We start from the raw sequence: 15,938 nt of genomic DNA, 5'->3' as shown, positions 1-15,938 counted from the left end.
GACTTGAGGTCAACGCCATGACAAATTTATGGCATTCGTAGATCAAGCACAAATTGAAGTAAAAGCCGGAAAAGGTGGCGATGGTATTGTGTCTTTCCGTCACGAAAAATTCGTGGCAATGGGAGGACCTTTTGGTGGTGACGGTGGTCACGGTGGGTCAATCATTTTTAAAGTAGATGAAGGTCTGCGGACATTAATGGACTTCCGATACAACCGCCATTTTAAGGCACAACCTGGTGGTAATGGGGGCACAAAAGGTATGACTGGTGCATCCGCTGATGACCGGTATATTAAAGTGCCACAAGGCACAACAGTAAGCGACGCCGACACAGGCGAAGTATTAGCTGATTTGCTAGAAAATGGACAAGAGCTTGTTGTTGCTAAAGGTGGTCGTGGCGGTCGCGGTAACATCCATTTTGCAACGCCTGCTAATCCTGCACCAGAGTTGTCCGAAAACGGTGAACCAGGTGAAATTCGCAATCTCAAATTAGAGTTGAAAGTCTTAGCAGATGTAGGACTAGTTGGTTTTCCTTCTGCAGGAAAATCAACGCTATTGTCTGTTGTATCAAATGCGAAACCCAAAGTAGCTGCTTATCATTTTACAACTTTATCTCCTAATATTGGTATGGTGCGTTTGGATGATGATCGTGACTTTGTTATGGCGGACTTGCCGGGTTTGATTGAGGGTGCTGCGCAAGGCGTTGGTCTAGGCTTTCAATTTTTACGACATGTTGAGCGAACTAAGGTAATCTTGCACTTAGTTGATATGTCAGGTATTGAAGGCACTGATCCTTATACGCAATACCGCAAAATTTTAGATGAGTTGCAACAATACGATGAGACGATTTTAAATCGCCCACAAATTGTGGTGCCTACTAAGATGGATATGCCTGATTCAAACGAAAATTTGGCAAAATTCACATCAGAAGTCGAAGCAGATTCCGGTTTGCCAACTATGCCCACGATTATGCCTATTTCTTCAATTACACGAGATGGTGTAAAAGACCTAATGCGTTTGACAGCAGATATGTTGGCCACTGCGCCTGCACCTGAAAGCTATCGTCCAGTAGTGGAAAACGAAGTGACTGAGAAAACGTACACCTTTACACCTGAAACACACGACTTTACTGTTGAGTGGGTTGAAGATGAGGAGCGTTGGTTGTTAAGTGGGGCAGAAATTGAAAAGTTGTTCTTAATGACAAATATTCAACGAGATGCAACTATTATGCGTTTTGCGCGTCAACTGCGTCATATGGGCGTTGATGATAAGCTACGTGAAGCCGGCGCCAAAGATGGTGATGATGTGCGCATTAATAATTCTGACTTTGTGTTTGAATTTAGTGATTAAAAGTGAGAAAGCTTGCCCGATGAGGCAAGCTTTTTTGTTGAGAAATAATTCACAATCTTTAAAAACGTTGAGTTTGTGAATTATGTATCATTGATATTAAAACAAACTTCACAATTAACCAGTACAAAACTCATGTGAAAAGTGCTATGATAACATTATTAAATCAAGAAGAGGCAAACTTTAAATGACAGAACAAAAATATGGTTCAGATATTGTCACAGACAGTCTAGTTAATCATGGTGTTGACCTTGTTTTTGGTATTCCAGGTGCAAAAATTGATCGTTTATTTGAAACACTTGAACATCCCAAGACCGGTCAAAAAGTACCAAAGTTAATTGTGACACGTCACGAACAAAATGCCGCCTTTATGGCACAAGCATTTTCACGTATCACAGGTAAAACAGGTGTTGTGATTGCGACTTCTGGACCAGGTGTTGGTAACTTAGCAACCGGTTTGATGACAGCTAACGCTGAAAGTGATTCAGTTGTTGCCATTGGTGGTCAAGTACCACGCCGTGATTTGTATCGTTTGACACACCAGTCAACGAATTCAGTATCGCTCTTTAACGCTATCACTCATTATAGTTCAGAAATTCAAGATCCTAATAATATCTCAGAAATCATTGCAAATGCTTTTGCGGCGGCGAATGGTGCGAAAAAGGGTGCGGCGTTTGTGTCATTACCACAAGATGTTGATGATGCACCAGTATCAATTTCTGCATTGCCACAAGTACCTGAGGCACAGCAAGGTGCTGCTGCTATTGCTGACCTCGATTGGTTGGCTGAACAAATCAAACAGGCTAAGCTACCTGTTTTGTTGGTGGGTGCGCGCGGATCTGATGATGCAACGGTGACGGCTTTGCATCATTTGCTTAAACAAACGACGTTACCAGTTGTTGAAACATTCCAAGGTGCAGGGGTTATCTCTCGAGACCTCGAACCTGAAACTTTCTTTGGTCGTATCGGATTATTCCGTAACCAAACAGGTGACAAGCTTTTGCAACAAGCTGATTTAGTGGTGACATTGGGTTATGATGCCATTGAATATGAGCCACGAAACTGGAATAAGGAAAATAATTTGAATATTGTTGCGCTAGACACGACACATGTTCAAATTGACAACAATTTTGTACCAAAACGTCAATTGATTGGTGATTTAGCGCAGAGTTTGGATTTGTTGGCAGAGCGTATCAATGGGTATCAAGTCCCTGCTGAAAGTCAAAGTGTCTTGAAAGCATTAAAAGATGATTTGCGTGCTTCTGACGAACCATCTTACACACCTGCTGAAGGTAACTTGAACCATCCGCTTAATGTTATTAAGTCAATCCAAGCCCACGTTACAGATGATATGACAGTTTCAACAGATATTGGATCACACTATATTTGGATGGCACGTCATTTCAAATCTTACGTGGCACGTCACTTCTTAATTTCTAACGGTATGCAGACGCTTGGTGTTGGTTTGCCATGGTCTTTGACCGCTGCTATGGTTCGACCAAATGCAAAGTCTGTCTCTGTATCGGGCGATGGTGGTTTCTTCTTCTCAGCTATGGAATTAGAAACGGCGGTGCGTTTACAATTGAACACTGTTCACATTGTTTGGAATGATAACGCGCATTATGACATGGTTAAATTCCAAGAAGAAATGAAATACAACGGTGAATCTGCTGGTGTCACATTTGGTAATATTGATATTGTAAAATATGCTGAAAGTTTCGGTGCTAAAGGTTTGCGCGTTACAACGCCTGATCAGTTGGATAAAATATTAGACGAGGCTTTTGCTACGGAAGGCCCTGTGGTAGTTGATATTCCTGTTGATTATTCACATAACTATGAGCTTGGTTCACAATTGATTGAATCTGAAGGTTGAACATAGAAAAGCGCGTTTTTGATGAATGTTCAAAAAGTTAAAGTGAAATTTAACTAATAATTAGAACGGCTAGTTGACGGTAGAATAACGACAACTAGCCGTTTTAATTTTGTCTAAATTTGACCATTGTTATCATACATGATTCAAGATTGACTTGCGCCTTTGAATTCTTTAACTGATGAGTATTGCTTTATCTTCCTAATTTAGACTCTTGGTCTATTTTGGGTGAATAAATAAATTGGTATATGTTATTAAAAGTAATTATAGTGCATATTTATAAGACTTTTTAAATAAATGGTATACATTAACAAGTAAAAGTAGTATACTCGTGTTGTACCCAGGGGACAAGCTTATGAATTAAATTGCAAATATTTTATCATCAAGTAAAGGGGAGTTTTGTTATGAAGAATATTATTGGAATGACGCTAGGTGTTTTAACAGCAGCAAACTTGACAACTGCTGTTATACCAGCAACAAGTGTATTTGCGGACACTACAACACAGAATACTGCAAAATTAACTACAACTACTGATTTTGGTGGGCTAGATCCAAATAATCCGGTCTTAGATAGTTCTTCAACAAGTCACTATATTTCTGGAGTAGCCGTTTTGAACTATATCAAAGAAAATGATTATAGCGCTTATCAAAAGCTATCTGAATCAGATAAGCAGGCGGTAATTAGTATGGATGAGTTGCGTCAAGGCAGTACTTATGTAAAATCATATAGCAATGGGCATACGCGACTGTACATTAATTCTGCGTTAGTTAAAGTTGTTAAATTAGCTGGGGCTGTAGCAATCGCTGGAGCGGTAGCCAGCGCTATTGCCTCAGCAGGAATAACTGGTGCACCAGCTGCAATGATTGCTACTGGTGTTGGTGGTGCTATTTCTCTTATTCCAGCAGATCGTGGTGCTTGGTTTGAGTTTAATAGTCGCTGGAATATAGTTAATTTTGGTTCTCAATAATGCTAAAAATTAACATATTAATTGCAGTTTTAATTATTGCGTTAATATCATTGGCGTCGGAAACATGGCTACCGCAATATTGGCAATTAATAACCATCGTCTCTGTGTTGATTTCATTGGCAATTGTATACTATTTAAATCGGTCTGACGATGGCTAATGCAGAGTTGATTTATATGTGAGGTTATCAATGACCAAGTTCAACAAGAACTTAATTACATTTAGTAGTGGCTTAGTTATCGCCTTAATTGTTGTAATTTTAATCGGTCAACTCACGTTACAAAATTTACTATTAATCACTATAGCTTTGTCAGTGAGCTTAGCAATTAACAACAAATTAGATCATTATTAGTAGTTAAAAAGGTGCAGAATTTGTTCCTTTTTATTTTTTCTAAATTAAACTTGAGTTCATTCATAGAGAACGAGTTTTTACGGGCTTTTTTATCTGTCCAAATGTGACAATTCTGGTATACTATTCCTAGAAAAAGGAGTAGCACAATGCATTTAGGTTTGACTATTGGTACACTGATCATCACGGTGTATTTCATCAAAAAACAATTTGAATTTGAGAAGGTTTCCAAGGTCAGGTATTATATGATACCTGCTTTTGGGGCGTTCCAATTTGTAACGAATGTTAGCATCAAAAATGCCTTCGACGCGACTTTATTAGTGATTGTCTTTGTGATGAGCTGTCTTATTGGATGGTATCAAACCCGTGATTTTGCTATTAAAGTGCACGATGAGCCAACCAAATATATTGTCAAAGAAAATCATCAAGAATCACCAATTTATGAACGTGCACTGTATTCTCGTGGCGGGCGCAGTTACATTGTCGGTTGGATTGCGATTTTTATATTGCAAATTGTGATTGGCCTAGTGACACATACGGTGTCACTTGATGAGGTTAGTCATGAGTGGACTGCTGAAATACTCAAAGACTTGCTAATATTCTTTAGATTCAATCATGACGAGTATTGGTGGATATGGGAAATATTTGCGGTTTCTAACTTGAGTTACTACTTAATCCTCAAAAACACGAATAACCAAATGCGCGATGCTTTCAAATCTGAACCAAAAGCATCATGAAAAGTTTAACCACTTGTAGCAGAAACAGTCTGCTACAAGTTTTTTATTGTACAAATTATAATACGAGTCAAGAATATATTTTTCTTCAAATAGTTCATAATTTGTTCACTAAAAATTCGTCTGGTCTTCCACCCCCCCCTAATAGAATGAGGGTCTAGGCTACTAATGGAGAAAAATCATGCGTTTGAACAAACAATTCTACTTACAAATATTAATTGCATTACTAACCTTTACTGGACCGGTACAAGCCGTGACAGCTGCCGAAGTGATGACAGCTGATAACGTCAAAACGGATAAAAAGCTATGTCTACCAAATGCCGGTCGCTCTGACTTGCAAGAATTGATTCAGCGCGTCGCTACTGACGATACTGGTGACGGTCAGCCAACAGAACCGGAACCTGATGAACCCGAGACACCTGAAGTAGCTCAAGTGGAACAGCCTAAAGTTGAAGCAGACCCACAAGTTGAAGAACCTTTGGCGAAGACAGATAGTAAGCCAGCTTCGTCTGGAAAAGCACCACGAGCAATAACGACAAACACGAACGGGACTAGCACTTGGACATTTGATTCGGATACTGGTTTGTTGGTTTTTGGGGCGGGACAATTAGCACAGAGAATTGATCAGAATTTGGTAGCCGCTGATTTGGTGGCCACTCAAGTCAAGAAAATTCAATTTGAAGCTAATGTCACAGTAGACCCCAATGTGACTTATTTATTTGCTAATCTAGGACAACTCAGTGAGTTTATTGATTTGCAAAATTTTGATACGAGTAATGTGACTTCAATGGCTTATTGGTTTTATTACACTAAGGGGCTAACCAATCCTGATTTGAGTGTGTTGAATACCAGTAATGTGACCAATATGTCTTATATGTTTTATGGGAGTGGTGTCACTAGTTTGGATTTGAGTGGTTGGAGTGTAGATAAGGTAGTTTATTTTTCATATATGTTTTATGGCACTGATAATTTAGAGTACTTGAATCTGTCCGATTGGGGTAACAATCGTACGGCAACCTCAGTTCGAATGGCATTTATGTTTTCAGATACAACTAAACTCACTACGCTAATTATGAAGAACTTTCAGACCACCAATGTGACTAATATGAGTGGAATGTTTTCCAACACTGGTTTAACGAGTTTAAATCTTAGTGATTGGGATGTGCGTCAGGTTGTGACATTTGAGGCAATGTTTAGTAGCGAAAAGAATTTATCGACATTAAATTTATCTAATTGGGGTGTGAATCGTACTGCCACCTCGGTTAGTATGAGAGGTATGTTTCAAGGCTCTAGCAACAATGGCTTAACTAAATTAAATTTAACAAACTTTCAGACCACCAATGTGACTAATATGAGCGATATGTTTTATCAAAACGAAACGACGGAAACAATAGATCTTAGCAGCTGGAATGTGGATCAAGTCACAACATTCCAGTATATGTTCGCTTACTCCAACATAAAATCATTAGATTTATCTAATTGGGGTATAAATCGTACCGCCAATGGGGTTGATATGAGTTATATGTTTTATAGTAAAGTTGCGTTAATTAGTTTAAATTTAACGAATTTTAAAACCACCAATGTCACAAATATGAGCAATATGTTTGCTTATAGCAACATAGAAGAATTAGACTTTAGTGGCTGGAATGTAACCAAAGTAACAACGTTCTTAAGAATGTTTTATTCTGCCAAAATACAAAGTCTTAACTTGTCAGATTGGCATGTCGGCGCTGAAACTAGTTCGGTAATTATGGCTTATATGTTTTATAGTACCCCTGCTTTGACGAGTTTAGATTTGACGAACTCAACGATTACAAATGTAACGACTATGTTTTACATGTTTACCTACACCGGATTAACGAGTTTAAATCTCAGTAATTGCGATGTCTCTAAAGTCACAACATTCCAGTATATGTTTTATAAGGCGTCTAATTTATTAACATTAAACCTCTCAGGTTGGGGTAACAGCCGTTCGGCAAATAATGTTGACATGAGCTATATGTTTGCTGATGCCACTGCCTTAAGTAGTTTGACCTTAACCGGCTTCAACACAAGCAACGTCACTAATATGAGCTATATGTTTTCAAATACCAAGTTAGCTTCACTAGATTTAAGTAATTGGGATGTGACTAAGGTAACAAATTTCACGTATATGTTTTCAAATTCAAAATTAATGACTTTAGATTTAACTGGCTGGAGTACTACCTCGGGTAATGCTTTTAACATAATGTTCAATGCCACCAACTCCCTTTGGAAAATTGCCCTAGGTAAAAATATTAAGTTTGCCAACAATCCTAACTTCACGTCAGCACCGGCTGTTGGCACAACAATTACCGATAATGGACAAAAATACAAAACTACGGCTGCGTCTTGGCAAGAAGTTGGGACAGGAACTGACCATTGTCCAACGGGAAACATGGTCACCACAACACAAATGTACGCTGACAGATCAGAACCTGTCACCTACGTCTGGGCGCAAACACCGACAATTGATGCTGCGTCAAACATTGTTTTTGGTACACTGAATGCGAGCGTCTTTGGTGGCGGAAAGTTGCCGATAGCAACTAATATGTCAACAGGAAAGCTTGATCTCATCAACTTAGAAGCAACTATCACCTATGACATCACAGTTTCGCAAACTAGCGACTGGGAGGCAAATGGCACAACTGACAAGATAACGCGTCATGATCTCAAACTCATGTATGGCGATGATGAGTTATCGGATCATGCAACCACTTTTTGGCAAGGTCAATCAGAAAACAGCCAAAAAAGTGTTAGTTTGAGCCACAATCCTGATAAAAGTTTCCGTCTTTCACTCAATCCAGCAACGATCATTAAGTCCTCATTATTGGATAAACAAATGCAATCAACGCTTACTTGGTCATTCAATGACACGCCATCATAAAAAAAGCAAGCTACCAACGGTAACTTGCTTTTTAATGATCATGCATGACACGTGTCATCATGATTGCCTCTATAATGACAAAAGTTGCTAAACGTGGCCAGTAGCTCAATGCAAGTACATCACGCGTCAACGTACTGGTCAAAATAAATGTACTAATGACATAAATGACATAAAAGAAAAATGTTAATTTATAAGGAACATCAGAATTATTTTTCAGGCGGGGTAATTGCAACAGATAGAGCAGTGCAATCACAGTTGCCATAATAATCGTGACAGCTGTTGCCATACTTGTCTTGGGACTCGTATGCCAAAAATCAAGATGACCAATGGCGGCGATAATAGCAATGAAAAATAAGTCATAAAGCCGCTCTTTTAATGAACGACCGCCATCCCATTTGTCTAATAAATTATTGATCATCTTGAAGCTTCTCCCAAATAGATGTTAAGCCCAATCACCATTTCTAAAGACTGGGACAATTTGACCATCTTGCGTGATACCATCGATTGACATATCGGCTGAACCAACCATAAAGTCAACATGAACATCTGAAATATTCCAACCACGTTTTGCCAAATCTTCTGGTTGATCAGTTTTACCACCAGCAATATTTGAAGCATAGGCAGCGCCAATCGCCAAGTGATCAGAGGCATTTTCATCAAACAACGTGTTGTAGAACAACACACCGCCTTGGGCAATTGGTGAAGGATCAGGCACAAGTGAGACCTCACCCAATGATTTGGCACCTTCATCTGTATCAATTAGTTTCTGCAAAACAGGCAAACCCTTTGAGGCAGAAGCTTTCACAATACGACCATTTTCAAAATCTAATTCAATGTCTTCAATCAAGTTACCTTGATATGAAAGTGGTAATGTTGCTGCCACATGACCTTGGATATTACGGTTGTCAGGCGCTGTGAAGACCTCTTCGGTTGGCATGTTTGGAATAAAGACGTTGCCAGCTTTATCGTACGAAAAAGCTGCTTCCCAAATATGACCTGTTGCTAAACCAATTGTAAAGTCTGACTTAGCATTATGATAATGTAATGATTTAAAGTTTTGACTGTTCAACCAATCGGCTTTATTTTTCAATGTTTCAATATGCGTGTCCCAGTTGGCAATGGCGTCCGTTTCATCATCAACACGAACGTCTTTCAAAATTTCAGCCCACAAGCGATTGACTGCTTCTTCACCCTTGAGGTCAGGGAAAACTTTTTCCGCCCAAGCTTGTCCGGCAGCAGCAACTACCAACCATGAAATGTCATCTTTCATGGTTGCTTCACGAACACGACCCAAAGCTTTTTGGTTAGCCTTTGTCAATGTGTGAAGACGCTCTGCATCAACGCCAGCTAAACCATCAGGATCTTGTGATACAAGTGAAATACGTGAAGCGTATTGATCCATCAATTCATTTGCTTTGGCAACGGTATAGTTGGGAACCGTTGTTAAACGATCTTCTGGTGCATGATCAAGAAATGCTTTTGCAATTGTTTGGTCTGACCATTCCATCACCACTTCACGGGCACCAGCCTCATAAGCAGCGGCCACGATTTTATGAGCAAAGTAGGCTTCATCAACAGCAGCATACAAAATAATTGTTTGACCAGGCTGCACATTGACGCCTTTTTTGACAATGAGTTCAGCGTACTTGTTGAGTTGCGTTTCTAATGACATGGTATTCTCCTGAATAAAAGTTAGTGTATCTGCTCATTTTCCCATGAATAATAATTATTTACAAGCTTTTTGTTGCAAAAATCGTATGATATAAATGAACAGCTTAATCAGCGCAGTAGCGTTTTTTCTTGTATAATAGTGACTATGGATAATTCAACGAAAAAATCATCATCATATAAAACCAAAAAATCACTAACTTTTACGACCTGGTTACTCATTCTTGTGGGAATCGTGGGCTCCTTTGTAATCTGGGTATTTGCCAAGCCTGTCATTGTTAATACTGATGTGACACCAACGGGTTTTGCTGTACAAGGTGTGGCGATTAATCAGACTTCAGGTTATGTGGACTTTCAAAATTTAGCCAATAACGGCATTGATTTTGCTTATTTGCGTGCTACTTCAGGTAATTCTTTCGCTGATGATGGCTATAAAAGCAGCTATACACGAGCTAAATCTGCTAAGCTGAAAGTCGGTGCCATTCAAGTTTATAGCTCAAACACCACAGCTGCTGTGCAAGCACAATATTTTATTGATAATGTTGGGAATCAGATTGGTGAGTTGCCAATTGCGATTCAGGTGCCGGATGACCAAATTTCAACGGCAACTGATGCACAGCGTTTAGCATCGCTCATTCAGACACTTTATTCGCATTATACCCATGACATTGTGATTTACACAACGCCTGCGGTTCAAAAGCAACTATCTGACACAATTAAAGATACCAAATACTGGTTGATTGAAGACAATACCGATAACAAGGCAGCAGAGAATCAATTTATTCAATACGATGAGGATCGTACAATTGGTTCAGGTTTGAAAGCAGTCAAAATGCCAACGTCAGTCTTCAATGGCACAAAGAAACAATTCGAGGCATATAAATGATTAAATTAGGTATTATTGGCACTAACTGGATTTCAAAAATGTTCGTTGAGGCAGCGCTGCAAACTGGTAGCTATACATTGACAACAGTGTATTCACGTACAGAAGAAAAAGGAAACGCTTTTTTGGCTGATCTCGACACTGACACTGATAATGTAGCGGTGGTTACCACTTTGAGTGATTTATACACAAATATTGATGTGGTGTATATTGCGTCTCCTAATGCGCTGCACTTTGAACAAGCTAAGGTAGCGATTGCCTCAGATGTGCATGTGATTGTCGAGAAGCCATCATTTAGTAATCCAACGGAATTTGCGATAATTGAAGAGCTATTGACGCGGCATGAAAATGTACGTGTTTTTGAGGCAGCACGTCATGTTCATCAATCAAACTTCAAGCTGATGCAACAAGCTGTGATTGAATTGCCACAAGTGCAGGGCGCTACATTTGTTTATCAAAAGTATTCCTCACGTTATGATGCTTATTTGGAAGGCCAAGAACCCAATGTTTTGACACGTGAATTTAGTGGCGGTGCATTGTATGATTTGGGTGTCTATCCTATATATGCGGCGATTGCTTTATTTGGTGCACCAAGGGCGGTACAATATTTGCCAACACTTTTAAATAATGGTGCAGACGGGCGCGGGACTGCTAATCTATTCTATGATCAATTTAATGTGACAGTTATTTTTGGAAAAAATGCCAACTCTTATCTATCGAGCGAAATTTATGGCTTGAAAGAGACAATTTCAACAAACAATATTGCAGAACTAAACACTATAACCTACCATGATGGCGATGGTAATGCGGATAACATTGGGGTGGCAGGGACAAGTAATCCAATGGTTGCTGAAGCATCAGATTTTTCACGGGTCATTACTGATCCCATAAATGAACATGTTCGTTATCAACAATGGTGGCAACTTGCTAAGCAGGTTAATCAAACATTATTTGATTTACGACAATCAGCTGGTATTGTATTTCCTGCTGATATAAAGGATTAATATGAAACTAGAACTTTTAGAAAAATTTAGTGCTGTTTTTGAGCAACCAACCCCCATCCAGAATGCTGTTTGGCAACGTTTAATCGATGGTGATTCTATTTTTGGATTGGCCCCAACTGGGACGGGGAAAACATTAGCCTTCGTTTTGCCAATGTTATCTCAAGTTGACGCTAATTTAAAGCGAACGCAAGTTTTAATTTTAGCACCTAGTCAAGAATTAGCCATGCAAACAACCCAAGTAGCGCGAGAGTGGGGCGCTTTGGTGGGCGTGAGTGTTGCTAGTCTCATTGGCGGCGCCAATGGACGTCGACAAGCTGAAAAACTCAAAAAAGATAAACCACAAATTGTTGTAGGGACGCTTGGACGTGTGCTAACAATGCTTGAAGGTGGGGTATTAAAATTAGACAACATAAAGGCTGTCATTTTTGATGAGGCTGATGCGATGTTGACCGAAGAACGGCATGATAGTTTAGAGGCGTTAGCCGATCAGTTACCAACAAATTTGCAATTGGGGTTATTTTCAGCTACTTCTGGTGCAGATTTGCAGTACGTAAACACTGTATTTAATCAAAAAGTACACCCAATTTCGGTTGGAACTGACGCACCGGCTAACATCAAACATGAATTTCAATACGTCGACCAACGTGCAAAAGAAAAAATACTAATCCAATTAGCTCGCCATAATCAACAAGCATTAGTATTCTTTAATACAATTAGTGCACTCGTATCAATGCAGGCAACGTTGCGCCATGCACATGTCAGTGTTATGAGCATCGGTAGTAATGACAAACGACAAGTGCAACGTGCTGACGCATTGAGACTGTTTAAAAAAGGCGAAGTGGCCCTTTTACTGGTCACAGATGTTGCCGCACGTGGCCTTGACATTGATAATTTGCCATTAGTGGTCAATGCACAATTGCCTGAACGTTTGAAAACTTATGTTCATCGAACCGGTCGAACTGGTCGTATGGGTAAAAACGGTAGGGTTTTGAACTTAGGTAATGATCATGATATTCGTAACTTAAAGCGTGAGCTTGGTGATAAGTTTACGTTGATCAAAGCTGACAACACTTTTGAACCATCTACAAAAACAGTTGCTAACAAGCAACAGGCAATCATTGCGCCATCAAAAGTGGATACTGATAGTGCAAAAGAGCCCAGCATAACATCATCACCATCAAAAAAACATTTGCCTGTCAAAGTAGCGGCAAAAAATGATTTGCCTGAGCGAAAAAAGAAGCGGGCTAAGCACTCAAAAAATAAAGGTAAGCCTAAATGGGCTAAAAAACGTGACTAGCAATTCAATGCTGGTTTTTTTTGACATCAAAAGTTTTTGCCTGAAGGGGTAGGTACCAGTGTGTTAAAATAGGTTTAGCTAAATTTGATAAATAAAAATTAGCCCTAAAAAATAAGCGTATAGAATTGACAGTATATAGGAGTGGCAATGCCAGAACTTCCCGAAGTTGAAACGGTCCGTCGCGGACTAGAAAAATTAATTATTGGTGCGACAGTAACTGCTGTGAATGTGCCCTATCCAAAGGTAATTACCGGTGATTCACAAGCGTTTGTGACGGGTGTCATGCAAGCGACGTTTACGAAAATTGATCGACGCGGTAAATATTTGTTGCTGCGGTTGTCGAATCAACACACAATTGTTTCTCATTTAAGAATGGAGGGGCAATATTCTGTTGAACCGATTGGTACTACACCTTACAAACACACAGAAATTATATTTGAACTAGCAGATGATCGTGCTTTGTTTTACAATGATACGCGCCGTTTTGGACGTATGGTACTCGCCACTACTGGGCATGAAAGTATAGTTTCACCATCATTGGCAAAATTAGGACCAGAACCAACCGAGGTTGATTTGACATTGCCATATATGATTAACGCCTTTTCAAAGTCAAAAAAACCAATCAAAACTTTTTTATTAGATCAAAATCAGATAGCCGGTATTGGTAATATTTATGCTGACGAGGTATTGTGGCAGAGCAAAATTCACCCAGAAACCCCAACCAATCAATTGTCTGAGTCACAGTTGGCGGTATTGCGTTCCAATATCATTTCGGAAATAGCACGGGCAATTAAACATCACGGGACGACTGTGCATAGTTTTAGCAATGTGTTTGGCGAAGTTGGTAAATTTCAAAACGAGTTAGAGGCATACGGGCGAGTAGGTGAACCATGTCTGCGTTGCGGAACACCGATGGTAAAAATAAAAGTTGGCCAACGCGGCACAACATTTTGCCCATTTTGTCAGGTGAAATTAGATTGATAAGGTAGTTAAGAGGTAATAGCATGCTTTTAGTAGGATTGACAGGTGGGATTGCAACAGGTAAATCAACGGTTAGTGGTATGCTGCGGGATGCAGGGCTACCAATTGTTGATGCAGATGTGGTTGCTCGTGAAGTTGTTGAACCTGGCACAACGACACTTGAGAAAATCAAATTGGCTTTTGGACCAAGCGTCATTGATAATGGTGTCCTAAATCGTCGGCGATTGGGTGATATCGTTTTCTCAAATCGTCAAGAACTAGCACGTTTAAATGATATTATGCAACCAGCTATTAGCCGAGCAATGGCGGACAAAATTAACTTTTGGCGTATGCAACAAGTGCCAATTTTAATTTTGGATGTACCATTGTTATTTGAAAGAAATTACGAAAAAGATGGTAAAATAGATAAAATTATTGTGGTTACAACTGATGAGGCAACTCAGCTCGAACGATTGAAACTACGCAACCAGCTATCTGATTCACAAGCGCGTAATCGCATCCGGTCGCAGCTGCCACTCAAAGATAAAGTAGCTCAAGCTGATTATGTTATCGACAATAATCAAGATCAAAAATCACTGACACAACAAGTGGCCGCTTTGATAGAAAATTTAAAGGAAATTGCTGCCAATGACAACACCAACTGATGGAAAAATTGAATTTCATGCAAAAGCAGGTGTCTTCGTCCGATCTCAAGCACCGGTTACTTCTGCTGATTTAGATCGTACTTTCAATCTTTATACGCCGTTTATAGGTGCCACGGGTTATGCTTTATATCACTTATTGGTAAATGAAGTACCTTACAATACGCAATTGCATCACCGTGAAGATCATAATTTTGTTCTTGACAGTCTTAACATGAGCTTGCCCGATTTTGTCAAAGTGAGGCGCCGTTTAGAGGCGGTTGGTCTCATCAAAACTTATTTTACTGAAGATAGCTTAGGTGAAATATACACCTATCAAATGTTTCCACCACTTGATGCGACAGCATTCTTTCAGGAACAATTGTTGGCAGGATTGCTTTTTAAATTTGTTGGTGAAGCGCGTTTTGTCACTTTACAAGAACGATATGGGCACCACGGACAACCTGTTATCAAAGGGGATAATATTTCGGCACATTTCTTACAGGTATTTAAGCCAACAGCAAACACTGTTTTACCCAGCATGCCAGCTGCAGAAACACCAACATTGCCGGAAGCAAAAGACACTTTTGATTTTGATGCCTTTTCTCAATTAGTACGCGGTACGACAACGTCGCAATTGGCGAAACATCGCGATTTTATTGCAGCGACTCACGTTATCTATGGTTTGAATGAAACAACGTTGGCTGGTTACGTGACGCAAGCCATGACGCTGGATACGCATGATTTAGATGAAAAACGACTACAAGAAATACTTCACTCACGTCGCGTGACCAAAAAGCCAGAATTGTTCAATGATGAATTGGTTCATCCAGTTGCTGCTACTACAAAACGCTCTCAAGAAATGTTACAACTGATACGAGATGCGCAGACATTGGCTCCCAACGCCTTCATTGAGGACATTAAGTTTAAAAAAGGCGGCGGCTTTGTAACGAGAAATGAATATTATTTTATCAACAAGATGATCAGAGATATTCGTTTAAAAGCTGAAGTTGTGAACATGCTTGTTTGGTATGAGTTGGTCAAACGCAATCGTGACACGGTGAATGTTGACACTGCCGAAACAATTGCTAATTCATGGCTGCAATTAAAAGTTGATTCAGCGGAGAATGCACTTGATGCCATTGACAAGTATCAGCCTGCTGTTAAAACTAATAATCCACGTGCGACAAAACGTCAAAATAAACGTATTGAACCTAAATTAGCGAGTGGTTCTGAGACTACAACACCACAGAAGTCGGAACAAGATGTAGCCGCAGCTTTGGCTAAATTAAAGAATATAAAGACGAAAAACTAAT

General features: G+C 39.6%; 15 protein-coding genes. 13 read left to right on the top strand and 2 right to left on the bottom strand.

Annotation, left to right across the window (positions count from 1 at the left end):
• The first annotated feature begins 28 nt into the window (after positions 1-28).
• The 7 genes from obgE (at position 29) to FF105_RS02530 (ending at position 8,169) form a co-directional block, all read left to right on the top strand.
• On the top strand, positions 29-1,348 hold the full coding sequence (obgE, locus tag FF105_RS02560; RefSeq protein WP_010285848.1) for a GTPase ObgE: 1,320 nt from the start codon (positions 29-31) through the stop codon (positions 1,346-1,348).
• 184 nt (positions 1,349-1,532) lie between these two features.
• Positions 1,533-3,218, top strand: coding sequence for an acetolactate synthase AlsS (gene alsS, locus FF105_RS02555; RefSeq protein ID WP_010285850.1), 1,686 nt, complete (start codon positions 1,533-1,535; stop codon positions 3,216-3,218).
• A 401-nt stretch (positions 3,219-3,619) separates the two neighbouring features.
• On the top strand, positions 3,620-4,183 hold the full coding sequence (locus FF105_RS02550; RefSeq protein ID WP_010285853.1) for a hypothetical protein: 564 nt from the start codon (positions 3,620-3,622) through the stop codon (positions 4,181-4,183).
• Positions 4,183-4,341 carry a hypothetical protein gene (locus FF105_RS02545; RefSeq protein ID WP_010285856.1) on the top strand — a complete coding sequence of 53 codons (159 nt, stop codon included), beginning with the start codon at positions 4,183-4,185 and terminating at the stop codon, positions 4,339-4,341. Before FF105_RS02550 ends, FF105_RS02545 begins: the two co-directional genes overlap by 1 nt.
• Before the next feature lie 30 nt (positions 4,342-4,371).
• A complete protein-coding gene (locus FF105_RS02540; RefSeq protein WP_010285857.1) occupies positions 4,372-4,533 on the top strand; it encodes a hypothetical protein in 162 nt (53 codons plus the stop codon).
• Positions 4,534-4,679: 146 nt separating this feature from the next.
• Complete coding sequence (locus FF105_RS02535) at positions 4,680-5,267, top strand: hypothetical protein (protein WP_010285860.1); 588 nt, start codon at positions 4,680-4,682, stop codon at positions 5,265-5,267.
• Positions 5,268-5,445: 178 nt separating this feature from the next.
• Positions 5,446-8,169, top strand: coding sequence for a BspA family leucine-rich repeat surface protein (locus FF105_RS02530; protein WP_147651276.1), 2,724 nt, complete (start codon positions 5,446-5,448; stop codon positions 8,167-8,169).
• A gap of 31 nt (positions 8,170-8,200) precedes the next feature.
• On the opposite strand, the gene FF105_RS02525 is transcribed toward FF105_RS02530, so the two are convergent.
• Positions 8,201-8,587 (bottom strand): hypothetical protein, encoded by a 387-nt coding sequence (locus FF105_RS02525; RefSeq protein WP_010285864.1) that lies wholly within the window; start codon positions 8,585-8,587, stop codon positions 8,201-8,203.
• Positions 8,588-8,611: 24 nt separating this feature from the next.
• Complete coding sequence (locus tag FF105_RS02520; RefSeq protein WP_010285866.1) at positions 8,612-9,841, bottom strand: aminopeptidase; 1,230 nt, start codon at positions 9,839-9,841, stop codon at positions 8,612-8,614.
• A 144-nt stretch (positions 9,842-9,985) separates the two neighbouring features.
• Between FF105_RS02520 and FF105_RS02515 the strand changes: the two genes are divergently transcribed.
• The 6 genes from FF105_RS02515 to FF105_RS02490 all read left to right on the top strand — a co-directional run bounded on the left by FF105_RS02515 (position 9,986) and on the right by FF105_RS02490 (position 15,937).
• The gene (locus FF105_RS02515; RefSeq protein ID WP_010285868.1) at positions 9,986-10,723 is read left to right on the top strand and encodes a GH25 family lysozyme; all 738 of its coding nucleotides are present in this window, start codon (positions 9,986-9,988) and stop codon (positions 10,721-10,723) included.
• Positions 10,720-11,724 (top strand): Gfo/Idh/MocA family protein, encoded by a 1,005-nt coding sequence (locus FF105_RS02510; protein ID WP_010285869.1) that lies wholly within the window; start codon positions 10,720-10,722, stop codon positions 11,722-11,724. Before FF105_RS02515 ends, FF105_RS02510 begins: the two co-directional genes overlap by 4 nt.
• Position 11,725: 1 nt before the next feature.
• Positions 11,726-13,021 (top strand): DEAD/DEAH box helicase, encoded by a 1,296-nt coding sequence (locus FF105_RS02505; protein WP_010285872.1) that lies wholly within the window; start codon positions 11,726-11,728, stop codon positions 13,019-13,021.
• A gap of 147 nt (positions 13,022-13,168) precedes the next feature.
• Positions 13,169-14,002: a bifunctional DNA-formamidopyrimidine glycosylase/DNA-(apurinic or apyrimidinic site) lyase gene (mutM, locus tag FF105_RS02500; protein ID WP_010285874.1), complete on the top strand. Its 834-nt coding sequence runs from the start codon at positions 13,169-13,171 to the stop codon at positions 14,000-14,002.
• A gap of 23 nt (positions 14,003-14,025) precedes the next feature.
• Positions 14,026-14,646: a dephospho-CoA kinase gene (gene coaE, locus FF105_RS02495; RefSeq protein ID WP_010285875.1), complete on the top strand. Its 621-nt coding sequence runs from the start codon at positions 14,026-14,028 to the stop codon at positions 14,644-14,646.
• On the top strand, positions 14,630-15,937 hold the full coding sequence (locus tag FF105_RS02490; protein WP_290046326.1) for a DnaD domain protein: 1,308 nt from the start codon (positions 14,630-14,632) through the stop codon (positions 15,935-15,937). The genes coaE and FF105_RS02490 overlap by 17 nt, the downstream gene beginning before the upstream one ends.
• Position 15,938 lies beyond the last annotated feature (1 nt).

The sequence above is a fragment of the Leuconostoc sp. UCMA20149 genome (assembly GCF_030400235.1).
Taxonomy (GTDB): Bacteria; Bacillota; Bacilli; order Lactobacillales; family Lactobacillaceae; genus Leuconostoc; species Leuconostoc pseudomesenteroides.
This window is presented reverse-complemented; position numbering and strand designations above follow the sequence as displayed.